This is a genomic window from Kordia sp. (assembly GCF_965283645.1).
Classification (GTDB): Bacteria; Bacteroidota; Bacteroidia; order Flavobacteriales; family Flavobacteriaceae; genus Kordia.
On the sequence record NZ_CBDIPG010000001.1, the window covers coordinates 1,100,928 to 1,117,770 of the forward strand.

Below are 16,843 nucleotides of genomic sequence, written 5' to 3' on the forward strand. Positions count from 1 at the left end.
TTAGCATATCTTTGTGAACTTAATATCAATTTTTATGCCTTTTCAAATTTATGAGCACAAAAGATGTATATATTTTAGCTATTGAATCATCGTGTGATGATACATCGGCTGCGGTATTGAAGAACGCAAAAGTTTTATCAAATGTTGTTGCAAATCAGAAAATTCATGAAGCGTACGGAGGTGTAGTTCCTGAATTGGCTTCACGTGCACATCAACAAAATATTGTTCCTGTCGTACATCAAGCATTAGCTAACGCAAATATCGATAAAAAACAGTTAACTGCCATAGCTTTTACACGTGGACCTGGATTAATGGGTTCATTGTTGGTTGGAACTTCGTTTGCAAAGTCGTTAGCACTTGGATTGAATATTCCGTTAATTGATGTAAATCATATGCAAGCGCACATTTTGGCACACTTTATTGAAGATGATGCACAAGAAATTCCTGCGTTTCCATTTTTGGCCATGACCATTTCTGGTGGACATACACAAATAGTAGTGGTTCGCAATCATTTTGACATGGAAGTTATTGGCGAAACTATTGATGATGCAGTTGGTGAAGCGTATGATAAAAGTGGAAAAATATTAGGACTTACCTATCCTGCGGGACCACAAATTGATAAATTGGCAACTCAAGGAAACCCGAAAGCATTTCCGTTTCCTAAACCGAAAGTAGCAGGATTAAATTTTAGCTTTTCCGGATTAAAAACGGCAATTTTATACTTCATACAAAAGCAAACTAAAGAAAATCCAGATTTTGTAAAAGAAAACTTAGTTGATATTTGTGCGTCTATTCAATATACAATTGTGAATATTATTTTGGATAAATTAAAAAAAGCTGTCAAACAAACTGGCATCAAAACCATTGCAATTGGCGGTGGCGTTTCCGCGAATTCTGCCATCCGAAAAGCCTTGAAAGATGGAGAACATAAATTTGGTTGGAAAACACACATTCCGAAATTTGAATATACAACTGATAATGCTGGAATGATCGGAATTGTTGGGTATTTAAAATATTTACAAGAAGATTTCACTGATGAAGCTGTAACGGCTAATTCGAGAATTAAAATTTAGTTTTGAGTATTGAGATTAATATAAGTCGATATTTACCTGTCACATTGAGTGCAGTCGAAATGTTAGGTATTGAAAACTTTTAAATTTTAAATTTCATCATTCGTTATTCATCACTCTTAAAACATCTTTTTCATTAAAAATTTAACATTCAACATTTATAATTTTACATTTGTTATTTAATATTCATTAGATGCAACTCTTTTACACACCTGAAGTAACAACTGAAACTAAAAACTATACGTTTTCGAAAGAAGAAAGCAAACATATGGTGCGTGTGTTGCGTAAGAAAGAAGACGATATTCTACATATTACGAATGGAAAAGGATATATATTTTCTGCAAAAGTAATTGTTGCCGATCAGAAGAATTGTGTAGTTGAAATTATGTCACATGAGTTTCAAAAACAAAAAAATTACCGATTACACTTGGCAGTTGCACCGACTAAAATGAATGACAGGTATGAGTGGTTTTTAGAAAAAGCTACCGAAATCGGAATTGATACGATTACACCAATTATTTGTGATCGATCGGAACGAAAAGTGATCAAAGCGGAACGTTTTGAGAAAATTATTCAATCGGCAACGAAACAATCGTTAAGTGCTTATTTCCCTAAATTAAAACCTGCAATTTCTTTTTCAAATTTCATTTCAACACACACTGACGAACAATTATTCATTGCACATTGCGAAGAAGACAACAAACAATCGTTGAAGCAAGCGTTACAACCACAAAAAGATGTCACGATTTTAATTGGTCCTGAAGGTGATTTTTCCCTGAAAGAAATCACGCTTGCACTTCAACACAATTATGTTCCTGTTACGTTAGGCGACACACGTTTACGTACGGAAACGGCGGCGATTGTGGCGTGTCATTCGGTGGCGTTTTTGAATGAAGAATAAATGATACACTAATCGTTAGTTCTAGTGATTTTCGATAGAAAATTGTATCGAGAACAGCTTTGAAACAAAATATCTTTTAAAAAACGTAATGAATTACGAGTACTTCTCGATACTAAATTCTTTCAGAATTTTACTCGAAGTGACGAATGCTTTTTAAGGTAAATTATAAAACGTCATTGCGAAAGTTTTGAAAAAACTTGTGGCGATCTGCTTCTTTGGAAACAGATTACTTCGTCGCAAACTACTCATAATAACAAATTCTGGCAATTAAACTATAAGCTAGATTTCGCCGCACTCAAAATATCTTTTTGACCGTTTTCTATAATAAGTAATACGCTAAGTTTATCATTTTTAGTTACAATTTTAGGAATCTCAATGGTGTAGTTTCCTGTTTTATGAACTTCCGCTAAATAGTTTTCTGCAACAACAATGTTATTATTTTTTAAGGTTCTACGAGCATTTTCACCACGTTTTACTTCCGTAATTCGTTCTTGAATTGCTAAAACAACTCTCGCTTTCGTATGCTCTAATTCGCCATCAATTGTATATTGAAACTGAACTGAATTCTTAGCTTGTTTTATCGCGCCAAGCGAAATATCAAAGTTATTTGTATGTTGTTGATATTCTTTAATTTTCGCATACATTTTTGAACGATTAGAACCTACAAAATGCTCTTTACCGTTGACAATTACGGCTGGTGTATATATGCTGTTATCGTTAAATTTTCGCGCATACGAACGTTGTTTTTCCGTAAATTGCTTTTGACTAAACGGATCTTTCCAACCGATATAATCCCAATAATCAACATGATACGACAACGTAAACACATTGTCCTTTCCATATTCGTTTCCAACTTTTTCTAACAATACATCCGCACTCGGACAACTAGAACAACCTTGTGATGTAAATAACTCTAATACCACAACAGATTCGTCTTTGCTTCCGTTAGTATCTATAAAAGAGGCGAAAAAGAATACAGCAAAAAGTGAAAGTGTTACTAAATATTTTCGTTTCATGATCTTAAAGTTTAACTTGCAATACATAAGACGATTTTACATGAAGAAGCTTACGTTACTTTTATTTTTATTGAGCATTTCGCTTACACATTCGCAAGAAATTGGCATTCTGAAATATGCTGGTGGCGGCGATTGGTATTCGAATCCGACAGCGATTCCAAATTTGATTACCTTTTGCAATCAAAATATACATACTACCATTAAAGCCAAACCGCAAACGGTGGAAGTTGGTAGTACCGATTTGTTTCAATATCCGTTTGTACATATGACAGGACATGGAAATGTATTTTTTTCAGAAGAAGATGCGGAAAATTTACGCAAGTATTTAACTTCTGGCGGTTTTTTGCATATTGATGATAATTATGGAATGAATCAATACATCCGAAAGGAATTGAAAAAAGTATTTCCAAATCAGGAATTGCGTGAGATTCCAGCAACGCATTCAATTTTTAAACAACCATATTCGTTCCCAAAAGGATTGCCAAAAATTCATGAACACGACGGTATGCGTCCGCAAGCTTTAGGTTTGTTTCATGAAAACAGATTGGTATTATTGTTTACGTTTGAAAGCGATTTGGGTGATGGCTGGGAAAATAAAGAAATTCACAACGACTCCGATGAAGTGCGTTTGAAAGCCTTACAAATGGGCGCAAATATTGTGAATTATGCGTTTAAACATTGATCTATTCTTTTAAAAATTTGTTATGAAACTTAGTTATTCTTGTGCTTCGACTTCTTGTGGGAAAATAAATTACATCAAACATTTGAAATCAAATTTATAGTATTTTTCATGTCACAACTCACACATTACACAACCAATTTCACAAAACGAACCTTTCCAATTACGCTAGTTTCTGATCAAGTTTCAAATGCGCCAAATATTGGTTCACTGTTTCGTATTTGTGATGCTTTTGGTGTAGAAAAAGTTATTTTTTGTGGTGAAAATATTCCTGTATTTGGTAGAAAAATGACGAAAACAGCACGTGCAACTGAAAAAGTAGTTCCGTTTGAAATTAAACAAGACATTCATTCGGTAATTTCAAAGCTTCAAAAAGATGGTTACACTATTATTTCATTGGAAATTACGGAGAAAAGTCAATCTATTCATACCATCGATTTTTCTAAGTTTGAAAAAATAGCTTTGGTAATTGGTGATGAAAATTTTGGCGTAAACCCTGAAACGCTTTACGAATCGGACATTGTAACACATGTTGACATGTTTGGGCAAAATAGTAGTATGAATGTGGTACAAGCAACAAATATTGTACTTTACGAAATTACACGACAACATATTCTTGTAAAATAATTTTATTGTCTTAAATTTAGCTACAAACCAATTTCAATGACTTCAAATACGATTGCAAACGGAATTTTAAAAGCTCTAGGAGTTATTTTAGGTATTTTTTTAATCCTATATTTTCTGTATCAAATTCAGGCAGTTATCATGTACATTGCCATTGCGGCTGTTATTTCTTTGATTGGAAGACCAATTATTCGTTTTTTGAAACGTCGTTTGAAATTCAAAAATACACTTGCCGTTATTTTTACAATGACATTGATGATTGGTTTATTTATTGGATTAATCTCTATGTTTATTCCGCTAATTGCTGAACAAGGACATAATTTATCCTTACTGAATATTGAAGAATTACAAAGAAATATTGAAGATTTGTATACACAGACTTCTATTTATTTAAGCGATAAAGGCATTGATTTAAACCAATCCTTAAAAGATTCAAAATTACTTTCGAGCATTGATTATTCTATTCTTCCGAACTTTTTGAATTCATTGGTAAGCGGTTTGGGAAGCTTTAGTATTGGACTGTTATCTGTATTGTTTATTTCGTTTTTCTTACTAAAAGACAGCAAGTTACTCGAAGATGGTGTAATGGTTTTTGTGCCAAATAACAAAGAAACAAGATTGAGTAAATCATTCGAAAAAATTAAAGATTTACTCTCTAGATATTTTGTCGGATTGTTATTTCAAATCTTAATTCTATTTGTTATTTATACAATTGCATTGCTCATTTTTGGAATAAATAACGCTATTGTCATTGCTTTTTTATGTGCTTTATTAAACTTAATTCCATACATCGGTCCATTATTTAGTGGAGTTTTGATGTTGTTATTATGTATGACAAGCAACTTAGAAGCAGATTTTAGCACCATAATTTTACCAAACACAATTGGTGTGATGATTTTCTTCCTTATCGGACAATTAATCGATAATTTTATAAGTCAGCCAATGATATTTTCAAGTTCTGTAAAATCGCATCCGCTAGAAATATTTCTAGTAATTATCATTTGGGGAATTCTATTCGGGATTTTAGGAATGGTGGTTGCAGTGCCTTCATATACAGCTATTAAGGTGATTTTGAAAGAATTTTTATCCGATAATAAAATCGTGAAATCACTTACTAAAGATATCTAAAGCTTGAACTTAGCGCTACTTAAACCCGCAATTCAACACTTCATCAATGAACATCTTCATGATGATTTGACAACACTTTTGTTGAAATACAAAGAAGTTGATGGTATTCCGTTTGCTGAAATTATTGAACAATTAGAAGCCAAAGCTAGATGTAAAAAGAAATTACCAACGTGGTTTTCCGCCAAAAATATATACTTTCCAAACAAATTAAATATTGAACAAACGTCTTCTGAACAAACTGCAAATTACAAAGCTAGTTTGCTAAAAGGCAATTCAATTATTGATGTTACAGGTGGTTTTGGTGTAGATTGTCATGCGTTTTCAAAACAATTTAAAGAAGTGACACATTGTGAAATTGCTGAGAAATTATCAAACATTGTTTCACATAATTATAAATCTTTAGGAATAAAGAATATAAAAACTGTCAACGCAGACGGAATTGAATATTTACAAAATACACAACAAACCTACGATTGCATGTATATTGATCCATCACGTAGAAATGATGTAAAAGGAAAAGTATTTTTATTAGAAGATTGTTTGCCAGATGTTGTTACACATCAAGAAACGTTATTTACGTACGCTACTAACATCTTAATCAAAACTTCTCCATTACTAGATATCACAAACGGATTGCGTTCCTTACAACATGTAAAAGAAGTACATGTGGTTGCCGTACATAATGAAGTTAAAGAATTACTATGGTTGTTAACTAAAAAAACAACTTCAGTTGATGTTTGCATACGAACTGTAAACTTAAAAAAGCAAGAAACTGAAACTTTTGATTTTTATCTTTCTAAAGAAAAAGAAGAATCAATCAATGTTTCTTTGCCAAAAAAATATTTATACGAACCAAATGCCGCTGTTTTAAAAGCTGGTGGTTTTTTAAGTATTGCAGCAATGTATAAACTTGAAAAACTACACCAACATTCTCATTTATATACATCTAACGAGTTGATTTCCTTTCCAGGAAGATGTTTTACAGTAGAAAAAGTATTGCCGTACACTAAAAAAATCATCAAAAAAGAATTAAATTTGAAGAAGGCAAACATTACAACTCGAAACTTTCCGGAGTCAGTTGCAACAATTCGTAAAAAATTAACAATTGCCGACGGCGGAACAGACTTTTTGTTCTTAACAACCGTGTTTACTGAAAAAAAAGTGGTTATTCATTGCAAAAAAGCATAAAAACTTTCTAAAAAAAATCGCTTTTACGGTTTTACCGTAGCTTTTATAATAACAGACCTTATCCCATACTTAAGACTTCTGCCTACATTTGAACCATGCAATACAGTTTTAGGGATTTAGGGGAATCCACTATACTTTGGGGAACTTTTAATTAAGTTCCCCTTACTTCTTTTATAGGGTATAGTTATTTGTAACTACATCAAGAATTTTCTTCAAGTTTTGTTCGTTATCGAGAAAAAGAAGCATTTAAACGATTTAAAGTATATTTATATAGACTAAAGACAAATATATCTACTTACTATATAGATTTGTATCATTAGTTTTAGATAACTAGTAAATAACGATAAATTAAGACCGTGCTATTCATTTAGGTACGGTTTTTTTTATGCCCTTAGTTATAATAAACTACGATTTCACAAATTAGTTCTTCAAAAAAGCAAGATTTATTATACTAAAAAACTTACAATTAATAGCGTTAATCGATTAAATATGAAGTTTGTAGATTGTAACTTCTAAATCGACTTAATTATGTGATCTTATCAATAGATTTGCTCCACTGAATTCAGAATGAGGATCTTTAATTTATTTATTGCACATAACACTCAATCATTCTAACACATACACTTCTAGTTTTTTTTAAGCCGAAAACTACAAATGTTTATTCAGAAAACAGCAAATGGAAATTCGGCAACGAATTTTCACTATTGTTGTATGCAAATACAACTCTTATAAAAGGAAGGTTTATGGTAGGGCCTTCCTTTTTTTTAGTGAAACTCAATTTTATAAAGTTGAAAACGCATATAAAATTGATAGTTGAACTAATCCCGTTGAAGAACGGGATCACAAACTTCGATAAGTCAGTAGCGTATCTAAAATTACTTTCTTCCAATTCAACAAATTTTTTAGATTTTAACAAAAAAGTTATTCTCAATTCGAAAACACATTGTAATATTGCAATATGGGAATAACAAAAACAATAGGATTTTCTGAAACTGTTATTAAAATGGCGGATATTTTAAAAGTACTTGGTCATCCTGCACGATTGTCTATTATGCAATATTTGGCAACTAGTCCGTCGTGTATTTGTAATGATTTAGTAGAAGAACTTCCGCTTGCACAACCAACAATTTCTAGGCATTTATCGGAATTGAAGCGTGTTGAACTTATTCAGGGACAAATCTCTGGAAAGAATATTTGCTATTGTATCAATCCACAAAAATGGAGTGAAGTTTTACAACATTTAAAAATGATCACTACTTCCCTATCAAGCAAAAAACAATGTTAGTTAACTTTAAGCTAGCTATCGGGAAAAAGTAAAATTTGGGCTTGAAGACTTCTCGACTGCGCTCGAAGTGACAAAATTTAATTATACAAACACACAAGGATATGAAACTATCAGAAGTAAAAGCACAGTTACAAAATTTAGAACAATTGGATTTCGTTTTACCAAATTCACAAAAAGTAGAACGTCATTTTCATGTGACAGAAGTTGGCATGATTACGAAGAACTTTATTGATTGTGGTGGAAAAATTCGCAATGAAAAAGTAGTGAGTTTTCAATTATGGTCTGCCGATGATGTTGATCACCGATTGGAACCCAAGAAATTGATGAACATTATTACACTTTCTGAAAATGCTTTAGGCATTGAAGATTTAGAAGTTGAAGTAGAATATCAGGCAGAAACTATTGGAAAATATGGTTTAGATTTTGAGAATGGTCATTTTGTATTAACTACCAAGTTTACCGATTGCTTGGCAAAAGATAACTGTGGAATTCCACTTGAAAAACCTAAGATGAAACTTTCTGAAATGCAAGCGAATATCAATGCTAGTTGTACGCCAGAATCGGGTTGTTGCTAAGAAATTACTATAAAACGTTATAAATACGGTCGTTTTTGTAAAAAAACAATAACTTTGGCGCATATTTTAAAGCTATTTTTAGAAACAAAGTATTCGTAAATGGAGAAAGAACTGACCATCGTTGTTCCTGTATATAATGAGGAAGATAATTTAGAACGAGTTGAAAAAGAGTTGGCTAGCTACTCAAAAGCCGCTAAGATTCCCGTGAAAGTTTTGTTTGTGAATGACGGCTCAAAGGATAAAAGTCAGGAAATGATTGAAAAAATCTGCGCTGATAGTGACATCTTCAATTTTATATCTTTTCAAGAAAATCGTGGTTTAAGCGCGGCTATTAAAGCTGGTTTTGATGAAACACAAACTAGTTTGGTTGGTTATATTGATTCCGATTTACAAACTGCGCCGTCAGATTTTGACTTATTGTTAGCACATATTGGCGAATACGATTTGGTCACTGGCGTTCGTGCCAACCGAAAAGATTCGTTTGTAAAAAACATGTCTTCCAAAATTGCCAACGGAATTCGTAGAACGTTTACCAAAGATGGTATGGATGATACTGGTTGTCCGTTAAAAATTATTAAAACAGATTTTGCAAAGCGCATTCCGATGTTTAAAGGCTTGCACCGTTTTCTTCCTGCTATGATTTTATTACAAGAAGGAAAAGTAAAGCAAATTCCTGTACAACACTTTCCACGAATTGCTGGAGAAGCAAAATACGGTTTGTGGAATCGCTTATTAGGTCCATTAATGGATTGCTTCGCATATGTTTGGATGAAGAAAAAGTACATCAATTATTCTATTGCTAAAAAAGGATGATGGCTTGGTATATCTTTGCTATTGGAGGACTTTCACAATTATTATTTTCTGGAAGAACCTTATTACAATGGGTAATTTCCGAAAAAAATAAAAAAGTATTAACGCCTTCTCTATTTTGGAAAATAAGTTTAGTTGCTTCTTTTTTAATGTTTTATTACGGCTATTTACGAGAAGATTTTTCCATCATGCTAGGACAAGTATTAACGTATTTCATTTATATCCGAAACATGCAATTGCAAGGCGAATGGAAAAAAATACACAAATTCATTCGCACCTTTATTTTAATATTTCCACTCATCATTATTACCATCGGATACAATAATAACAAACAAGATGTTGATAATTTATTGAACAATGAAGCCATTCCGGATTGGTTATTAGTTTTAGGCATAATTGCTCAAATTATCTTTACCTTACGCTTTGTATATCAATGGATTTACTCCGAAAAAAACAAAGAATCTAGTTTACCTTTTGGTTTTTGGATGTTGAGTTTACTCGGTTCAAGCTTAATATTTACCTATGCAATTTTTAGGGTTGATCCCATTTTAATTGCGGGACATGTTTTCGGAATTATTACTTATGTTAGAAATATAATGCTGTTAAGAAATCAGTCATGAATTTTATACAAGAAAAAAAGTACGTTTGGATATTAATCATTGTTTGTTTTGCAATATTTTTTGTAAATCTTGATGTATTGTATCCAAATATTATGGAAGCTCGAAACTTCATCACCGCACGTGAAATGGTTTCCGATGGAAATTGGTTATTGACAACCATGAATGGCGAACCGCGTTATGAAAAACCACCTTTACCAACTTGGCTAGCGGCAATTTCGGGCATGCTTTTCGGTTTTAAAAGTTTGATTGCTTTGCGAATTCCATCAGCGTTTATCACTTTACTGTTAGTATTGTGTTCGTATCGTTTTGGAATTTATTTCATCAAGAATAAAAAACAAGCTTTTATCAATAGTTTACTATTAGCAACTTCCTTTTACATCATTTTTGCAGGACGAAACGGAACGTGGGATATTTTTGCACACGGTTTTATGATTGTTGGAATTTACTATAGTTTTCAATTCTTTTCATCTGTAGAAAATATTTGGCGAAATTCTTTATTAGCCGGACTTTTTATAGGATTGTCATTTATGAGTAAAGGACCAGTTTCACATTTTGCACTGTTTTTACCATTTATTATTGCGTACAGCGTTGTATATACATATGAAGGTTTTAGAAAGAAATGGTTGCCATTAGTGGGTTTACTTGTTGTAACTGCAATTTTATCTTCTTGGTGGGCAATTTATATTTATGAAATGGACACGGCAACAGCAACGGCAATTGCTGAGAAAGAAACCACTGCGTGGCAAGACAGAAACGTGCGCCCATTTTATTATTATTGGAGTTTCTTTGTACAATCGGGAATTTGGACAGTTGTTGCGTTTGTAAGTTTGTTGTATCCGTATTTGAAATCACGTGTTGAGAATTTAAAAGCATATAAATTCAGTTTATTTTGGACACTTTTTGCGGTTATTTTATTATCCGTAATTCCAGAAAAAAAGTCGCGTTATTTATTACCTGTTTTAATTCCGTTGGCATACACAACAAGCTTTTATATCATGTATGTGTTTAAATCGTTTAAAACAAATATGAAAAAACTTGAAACGATTCCTGTATATCTAAATTTTGGGCTTGTAGGACTCATTAGCTTGGTTTTTCCTATCGTTGGCTATATTTTCTTAAAAGATCAATTAGAAGGCTTTTATGCTCGTTTTATAATTACTTCGTTGACATTAGTTCCGATTGGATTTTTTATTCTAAAATATTTATACCAAAAGGAGATTCAGAAAACGTTTTACCTCATCATTTTGTTTTTGATGACTACCATTATGATTGGATTTCCGTTAGCAGATGCTTTTTTAGATAATCCGAAATATAATTCGTTGCAAGACATATCGCGCAAAGCGGAAACAGAAAAAATCCCTGTATATATGTTTAATATTCAATCGCCAGAATTGGTATGGGATTATGGTGAAAAAGTTCCGTTATTACATAGTCATGATTTAGAAATTTCGAAAGAAAATTCGTTTAAGGTTTTGGTGATGATTGATGGAAAAAAAGGAGTAGAAAAAGCATTTCCAAATTATAAAGTTACCTATCAAGAAACCTTCGATTTAAATCCGATTGATGAAACTAAAAAAGGATATAAAGATCGATTGCGAACAGAAATGTATTTGGTTGAGAGGAAGTAGATATTTTTGTATTTGTTAGGTTTTAGGTTCATAACATCATACATCTGATCAAGATCTACTCGTTAAACTATACGTTTTTAAAGTACTTCTCGATACAATTCGCTTTGGCAAATCACTCGAAATGACGCTTTGGAACTTGAACATATCTTTTAGAAAACTGATAACCAAAAACTGTTCATTAATTACAGCTTTCGAAACCATTCCAATTGCTCCGCAACACCTTCTTCTAATGTCACTGTCGGATTGTAATTTAAGAGTTTTCGAGCTTTGTCAATGTTTGCTTTGGTACGTTGTTGATCGCCTGATCGTGGCGGCAATTCGTTGAATTTTATCGTAGTATTTAGTAATTTTTCAACCGCATCAACACCTTGTTGTGTCGTATATTCTGCTTCTGTTCCGATATTGAATATTTCGCCATTACAAACATCTTCTTTACCAATTACACTTGTGATTCCTTCAACAATATCACTTACATGTGTAAAACTTCGTAAGTGTGTTAAACTTCCTGTAAATAGCGGAAATGATTTGTTATGTAAGCCACAATCTAACAGTTTTGTAAAGAGTTTATCTGGACGTTCACGCGAGCCATATACAGAGTATAATCGTAAGGAACACGCGTTGAGTTTATTCAATCTGGAATTGCATAACGCCAATTGTTCGGCGGCTAATTTTGTAACTCCATAGTGCGAAGCTGGTTGTGGCGCCACCGTTTCTGGATAGGTAGCATTTAAACCATAAATAGACGAAGTTCCAATGTTTACAAATAGTTGCAAGTCTTTTAAGGCTAAAGCATACGTTAATAAATTTTGAGTTGCAATTACATTATTCGTTAAGTAATCTTCAAACGTAGAAGTTGCGGCAATTCCTGGTTGTGCGGCAAAATGAAAGATATACTGCACATCTTCTGGAAGTTTTTCAATGGAAGAAACTGCACGTAAATCTGCTCGTAAAATTTCAATACCTTTTGATTTGAGCACAGCTGCATTTTTATTTTTTAAATCGACAGGATAATAATCCGAAAAGTTATCAATTCCTATAATTGTATGTCCGGCGTTTTGTAAATATTCCGCAACATGCGATCCAATAAATCCAGCAATTCCTGTAATAAGTATCTTCATTGATGTACTTCGTAATGTGTTTGATGCATAAAAGTATACATAATTTATGAAATGCTTTTGCTATTTTTAAAAACTGTTACTTTCCATGCTTTTCAATTTCTAATTTAATGGAGAAAATACAACTTTTAATGTGTTTCCTAAAAGCAAAATATCTCGTTCTGTAACGGAATTAGTTCAACTTACAATGTTGAATACGTCTTGCAGACTTTTCAAAATTGAGTTTCACTAAACTCAAAAGGCTTTCCAGTTACGGAAAGCCTTTATTAATATGCATAATTAACGCAAAAGTGATACAATTTTTCAGTCGGCCTGAGTTTTGTTGTATCCATCATACATATGTCTTCAATGATAGATTATTTGGGTATTTTACTGTTTTATCAATTTCGTAGTGTACGAATTGATTCCGTTAGATACTTTTACAAAGTAAATTCCTGTTGCCAATTGCTGTAGGTTTACCATTGTTTTTTGCGTTTCTGTCTGTAATTGTATTTGTGGTATTCCTTGAATGTTATATAGTTTGATTTGATAGGTTGTTTTTGCATCAAAGTCTTTGATAGATATCGTAGTTTGATTTTTAGAAGGATTCGGGTACAGCGTTAAAGCATCTTCTTGAACAGAAGTAACCGTGTCTTCTTTTTCAGTAAAATTAAGATTATTTTGATTTGAATTGCCACGTTCGCCGCCACTTTGAACCATTTTATTGGCGTAACATTCTTCAATTGGTGCTATATACGCTATTAATTCTGCTCCGTATTGAATTTCTGTTCCTGGTTCAAATGTAATGACTTCACCAGCTTTCATTTCCACAGCTGCTTTTGGCAATACAATGAAAGGCTTTTTCTGTGTTTTTATCGTTACGTTTTCGCCTGTAGCAATGGAAGTTACTGCTTCATATTTTACAGGATAAAAATTGTACGATCCGCCAGCCCAATGTCCAACACGTAAAAACTGCAACCAAATGTCGTCGTAATGTGTTTCATCTAACATAAATTCTGTTAGCAATGGTGTTTCAGGATCATCTTCAGAACCTGCGCCATGTTTTACATTTACTTCCGCCGCATATACTGCATCAAAAGGTGTTATGCTGTATTGACCTGCTCCGTGTACAATAGAAGGATATCCATATTGTGTAGTTTGCGAACTTGGTGTTTCACGCAATAAATTGTTTGCACGCAAATCGTATTCAAATTGTCCAGAAACGTTGATATCTAAAGCACTTGATGTTGGTAAAAAACAATCTGTAGATGCTATATCAATTGCTGGACTGAATTGTAAAAACGTAGCTTTTGTTATGTTTCTGACTGTGTTGTAAAGTCCAACATGACTGCCTTGTACGCCATCAATATTCCAAGAACTCGCATTTACATGTTTTTCTTCATCAAGTAATACATTGTAAGCCCAATCGCCTGTAAATATTGGCTTTTTTCTAAAGAATCTTCTAAAAACCATATGTCCAGCACCATCCACAGGTCGCCATTCCATAAAGTTATGTCTGTCCCAGCCCAAAAAACCTACATGTTTGTCAATTTCTAACATCGTTGCATTATCTGGCAATGCGCCAATGATATGATTCGAATCTTCGGGTCTGTCAGCTCCATCAGAAATTCCTATGTTTCGTAGTATTGGATATGATCCTGGCTTGTCGTATGGCGCAGGTTGATAGTAATAGTCTGATGTATATTTACTACGTGCATCAATGAAAAACGGATGTGGATTTTGTGTTGGACTTCCTGCATCACCGGTTTGTGTGTAATGATACGCTAAGAAGTCTTTTGCCATTGGCGAACTGATTAAGAAATAATGTTCCAATAGTGATAAAACGCCTGTAGCTGGCAAATACCATTGTGGGTTTTCTAAAATGCTTATCAACGAATGTTGTGCCGCCAACGGAATGTTAGCGCCTTTGTGTTCTCCATCATACGAAATAAGTAATCGTGAATGGTGCAATTTGTCAACACTTGGAGAAGCCGCATATTCAGTTTCCATCATTTTTAACGCCATTCTTCCCACTAGAGCTCCTGAGCTGTATCCTGTAATGTGATTTTCAATATAAGATCCGTTGTTAAATTTTCGTTGATTGATCGTTTTTACAATGTCTTTTACCAATAGTGCTTGATTTTCAATACGATCTGCACCATAGCCAAATCTAATGACAATGACATCAAAATTACGACTGTGCAATTCGTCCAAATAACCATTTGTATTGTACTTCGTAATCAGCGATACAAAATTTTCTATGTTTGCAGGATTGTAACCCATCACCATTATTGCGGGCTTCATGATTACTTTTTGCTTGTTGTTACAACCATAAAATGTTTTGATTTCCGCCTTTTGTCCTTGTCCATAGATATTGGTATTGTAAAACGTTTCCGAACCTGTAACTAATATGTTTGGAATTGAAAATGTACTTGATGATGCAAGTGATGGCAATCCTTTTCCGATTAACGTGAAAGTATCTGTAAATAGAGTTCCTAGTTGCGAAGTGTATTTTACCGTAAAATTATTTGCTCCAACTTTAAGTTGAATATCTACATAACTTTCGTTCCCGAGAATTCCTAAAGAAACACCATCGTGTATAATTTCTAAGCTTTGAATTTGCTCTTGCGAAATGTTGTATTGATTTTCCAACGATACACGAACTGTTTCATATATAGAGAGTTCGTCTGCTAGAATGTTTGCCGCAAATATGGTGTTTTTTTGAATCACTTGTTGCGGATTCGCATTGAGTTTCAACTTGTAACCATCTGAAGCTACTTTTAGCTTGTTTTGGGCAAGTCCTGTTTCTACATCAACATAATTGTATGAAGTAAATAACACACCAATTGGAATTTTGATAATATCACCATCTTCTTGATGTCTGTTTTTTGCCATATCCGTATAGTAATTTGCTATTGACTTGTACGGGTTTTGCTGTGGCAGATAAGATAGATACAAATCGTTGTATGCTAACATCCAATCGCTCGCTGTTCGGTTTTGATTTTGACTTGATGATTGTCCGCCTAATTGAAATATAGGCGATTGTGCGTTACTCAGATTGAGTAAAAAATTGGTATCACAATGTGGAATAATATTTCCAAATACACGCTGATTTAATTCGTCATGCGTTGCAGGTGCATTATTTTGTGACCAACTTATCTGCGCGATCAAAAATAGCAACGCACATATATGCTTGGTATAAATTTTCATAATGTCTGTGTATTTAGATTATTTTTTCTTTTTTAATTCATTGATTTCCTTTTTTAATTCTATTACATATAAGGTAAGTTCTTCAATTTTTTCTAAAAGTTTAGCGTCCATTTCACCTAAGTTTAATCCGTCACTTTCTACTTCTTCTGCAGACGGAACATTTGGCAAGTGACCATTTTCATTGATAAAGCTTTCTACTTCTTCTAATGGTTTTAGCTTGTAATTTTTCGCAAAGACATAATCTGCCCAAACTCCTGCAGCAACGTCTACTTTTATTTTTTGTGTACGAATTCCTTTTTTTACAAATAATTCATAATCATCACAATCTGAACATGGATCAAAGTCAAACCAATCGCCAATCATTGTTTTTCCTGCGGCAATCCATAAATCGTCTTTGTTAGAACTTACAATGCTCAAAATGTTTCCATAACCACCTGTGAAATTACTGAATGCACGTATGCGCCAGTTTTCGCTTCCGTCACTGTGTTTGAAAGAAATTCCTCCATATGTATTGGCAACTTCTGGTTGAATTCTAATTTCTTGTTTGTCGCCCAAACGTATGTCGAAACGCGATTGAGGATTATCTGTTGCAATACCAACTCTTACGCCAATTCCTGCGTTGTTAGCTGTTGCTATGAAGGCAGGTTTTATAAATCCTACTAAAAAAGAATTAGACAAGTTGTTTTTCATTCGTCTCCCGAAAGTATATGAAAAAACATTGTTTGCTTCATTAAATTCTCCTAAAGCAAATGAGTTCGTTCCGATTGCTTTGTTAAATTTTCCGATTGCAAAAGAATTGAAACCACTTATTTCATTGGTAATTCCAAATGTGGCTGAAAACTCAGAACTTATTACATTATTTTGTCCCAACGCTGACGAAGTTGTTGGTCCTGTATCTAACGTATTTCCACTAAAATTTGTTTGTGCATTATTGTTTATCGTGAATAATAGTCCGAGTGCTAGGACTAAAAAAGATAGTTTGTTTTTCATAATTTTTTGGTTAAATAATTATTCC

At 33.2% G+C, this 16,843-nt stretch carries 15 protein-coding genes; 11 read left to right on the top strand and 4 right to left on the bottom strand.

Translation table 11 applies throughout. The features are described 5' to 3' along the window. Window positions 1-50: 50 nt before the first annotated feature. Complete coding sequence (gene tsaD / locus ACQ654_RS04575) at window positions 51-1,073, top strand: tRNA (adenosine(37)-N6)-threonylcarbamoyltransferase complex transferase subunit TsaD (RefSeq protein ID WP_430409141.1); 1,023 nt, start codon at window positions 51-53, stop codon at window positions 1,071-1,073. Window positions 1,074-1,263: 190 nt separating this feature from the next. Then, window positions 1,264-1,971 carry a 16S rRNA (uracil(1498)-N(3))-methyltransferase gene (locus ACQ654_RS04580; protein WP_430409142.1) on the top strand — a complete coding sequence of 236 codons (708 nt, stop codon included), beginning with the start codon at window positions 1,264-1,266 and terminating at the stop codon, window positions 1,969-1,971. A 272-nt stretch (window positions 1,972-2,243) separates the two neighbouring features. On the opposite strand, the gene ACQ654_RS04585 is transcribed toward ACQ654_RS04580, so the two are convergent. Further along, window positions 2,244-2,987: a DUF1223 domain-containing protein gene (locus ACQ654_RS04585; RefSeq protein WP_430409143.1), complete on the bottom strand. Its 744-nt coding sequence runs from the start codon at window positions 2,985-2,987 to the stop codon at window positions 2,244-2,246. Window positions 2,988-3,027: 40 nt separating this feature from the next. Here ACQ654_RS04585 and ACQ654_RS04590 point away from each other — a divergent pair, with 40 nt between their 5' ends. The 9 genes from ACQ654_RS04590 (at window position 3,028) to ACQ654_RS04630 (ending at window position 11,524) form a co-directional block, all read left to right on the top strand. Beyond that, a complete protein-coding gene (locus tag ACQ654_RS04590; protein ID WP_430409144.1) occupies window positions 3,028-3,669 on the top strand; it encodes a DUF4159 domain-containing protein in 642 nt (213 codons plus the stop codon). A 108-nt stretch (window positions 3,670-3,777) separates the two neighbouring features. Further along, on the top strand, window positions 3,778-4,293 hold the full coding sequence (locus ACQ654_RS04595; protein ID WP_430409145.1) for a TrmH family RNA methyltransferase: 516 nt from the start codon (window positions 3,778-3,780) through the stop codon (window positions 4,291-4,293). Window positions 4,294-4,329: 36 nt separating this feature from the next. Beyond that, the gene (locus ACQ654_RS04600; RefSeq protein WP_430409146.1) at window positions 4,330-5,418 is read left to right on the top strand and encodes an AI-2E family transporter; all 1,089 of its coding nucleotides are present in this window, start codon (window positions 4,330-4,332) and stop codon (window positions 5,416-5,418) included. 3 nt (window positions 5,419-5,421) lie between these two features. Further along, window positions 5,422-6,606, top strand: coding sequence for a THUMP-like domain-containing protein (locus ACQ654_RS04605; protein WP_430409147.1), 1,185 nt, complete (start codon window positions 5,422-5,424; stop codon window positions 6,604-6,606). Between the two features lie 958 nt (window positions 6,607-7,564). Then, window positions 7,565-7,891, top strand: a complete 327-nt coding sequence (locus tag ACQ654_RS04610) for an ArsR/SmtB family transcription factor (RefSeq protein WP_430409148.1) — start codon at window positions 7,565-7,567, stop codon at window positions 7,889-7,891. A 101-nt stretch (window positions 7,892-7,992) separates the two neighbouring features. Beyond that, window positions 7,993-8,466 carry a DUF6428 family protein gene (locus ACQ654_RS04615; RefSeq protein WP_430409149.1) on the top strand — a complete coding sequence of 158 codons (474 nt, stop codon included), beginning with the start codon at window positions 7,993-7,995 and terminating at the stop codon, window positions 8,464-8,466. A 99-nt stretch (window positions 8,467-8,565) separates the two neighbouring features. Continuing rightward, complete coding sequence (locus tag ACQ654_RS04620; RefSeq protein ID WP_430409150.1) at window positions 8,566-9,279, top strand: glycosyltransferase family 2 protein; 714 nt, start codon at window positions 8,566-8,568, stop codon at window positions 9,277-9,279. Next, complete coding sequence (locus ACQ654_RS04625; protein ID WP_430409151.1) at window positions 9,276-9,896, top strand: lipid-A-disaccharide synthase N-terminal domain-containing protein; 621 nt, start codon at window positions 9,276-9,278, stop codon at window positions 9,894-9,896. Before ACQ654_RS04620 ends, ACQ654_RS04625 begins: the two co-directional genes overlap by 4 nt. Further along, a complete protein-coding gene (locus ACQ654_RS04630; protein WP_430409152.1) occupies window positions 9,893-11,524 on the top strand; it encodes an ArnT family glycosyltransferase in 1,632 nt (543 codons plus the stop codon). Before ACQ654_RS04625 ends, ACQ654_RS04630 begins: the two co-directional genes overlap by 4 nt. 182 nt (window positions 11,525-11,706) lie before the next feature. Here the strand turns inward: ACQ654_RS04630 and ACQ654_RS04635 are convergent, their stop codons facing one another. From ACQ654_RS04635 to ACQ654_RS04645, 3 genes are all read right to left on the bottom strand, one after another. Then, window positions 11,707-12,642, bottom strand: a complete 936-nt coding sequence (locus ACQ654_RS04635) for an NAD-dependent epimerase/dehydratase family protein (RefSeq protein ID WP_430409153.1) — start codon at window positions 12,640-12,642, stop codon at window positions 11,707-11,709. Window positions 12,643-13,008: 366 nt separating this feature from the next. Beyond that, window positions 13,009-15,828, bottom strand: coding sequence for a T9SS type A sorting domain-containing protein (locus tag ACQ654_RS04640; protein WP_430409154.1), 2,820 nt, complete (start codon window positions 15,826-15,828; stop codon window positions 13,009-13,011). 18 nt (window positions 15,829-15,846) lie between these two features. After that, window positions 15,847-16,818, bottom strand: coding sequence for a hypothetical protein (locus tag ACQ654_RS04645; RefSeq protein ID WP_430409155.1), 972 nt, complete (start codon window positions 16,816-16,818; stop codon window positions 15,847-15,849). Window positions 16,819-16,843 lie beyond the last annotated feature (25 nt).

What these genes read in the sequence shown, in the direction of transcription:
- ACQ654_RS04635 (WP_430409153.1), bottom strand. Translation starts at nt 12,642, where the DNA reads ATGAAGATACTTATTACAGGAATTGCTGGATTTATTGGATCGCATGTT.
- tsaD (WP_430409141.1), top strand. Translation starts at nt 51, where the DNA reads ATGAGCACAAAAGATGTATATATTTTAGCTATTGAATCATCGTGTGAT.
- ACQ654_RS04600 (WP_430409146.1), top strand. Translation starts at nt 4,330, where the DNA reads ATGACTTCAAATACGATTGCAAACGGAATTTTAAAAGCTCTAGGAGTT.
- ACQ654_RS04610 (WP_430409148.1), top strand. Translation starts at nt 7,565, where the DNA reads ATGGGAATAACAAAAACAATAGGATTTTCTGAAACTGTTATTAAAATG.
- ACQ654_RS04615 (WP_430409149.1), top strand. Translation starts at nt 7,993, where the DNA reads ATGAAACTATCAGAAGTAAAAGCACAGTTACAAAATTTAGAACAATTG.
- ACQ654_RS04645 (WP_430409155.1), bottom strand. Translation starts at nt 16,818, where the DNA reads ATGAAAAACAAACTATCTTTTTTAGTCCTAGCACTCGGACTATTATTC.
- ACQ654_RS04585 (WP_430409143.1), bottom strand. Translation starts at nt 2,987, where the DNA reads ATGAAACGAAAATATTTAGTAACACTTTCACTTTTTGCTGTATTCTTT.
- ACQ654_RS04620 (WP_430409150.1), top strand. Translation starts at nt 8,566, where the DNA reads ATGGAGAAAGAACTGACCATCGTTGTTCCTGTATATAATGAGGAAGAT.
- ACQ654_RS04595 (WP_430409145.1), top strand. Translation starts at nt 3,778, where the DNA reads ATGTCACAACTCACACATTACACAACCAATTTCACAAAACGAACCTTT.
- ACQ654_RS04625 (WP_430409151.1), top strand. Translation starts at nt 9,276, where the DNA reads ATGATGGCTTGGTATATCTTTGCTATTGGAGGACTTTCACAATTATTA.
- ACQ654_RS04630 (WP_430409152.1), top strand. Translation starts at nt 9,893, where the DNA reads ATGAATTTTATACAAGAAAAAAAGTACGTTTGGATATTAATCATTGTT.
- ACQ654_RS04580 (WP_430409142.1), top strand. Translation starts at nt 1,264, where the DNA reads ATGCAACTCTTTTACACACCTGAAGTAACAACTGAAACTAAAAACTAT.
- ACQ654_RS04590 (WP_430409144.1), top strand. Translation starts at nt 3,028, where the DNA reads ATGAAGAAGCTTACGTTACTTTTATTTTTATTGAGCATTTCGCTTACA.
- ACQ654_RS04640 (WP_430409154.1), bottom strand. Translation starts at nt 15,828, where the DNA reads ATGAAAATTTATACCAAGCATATATGTGCGTTGCTATTTTTGATCGCG.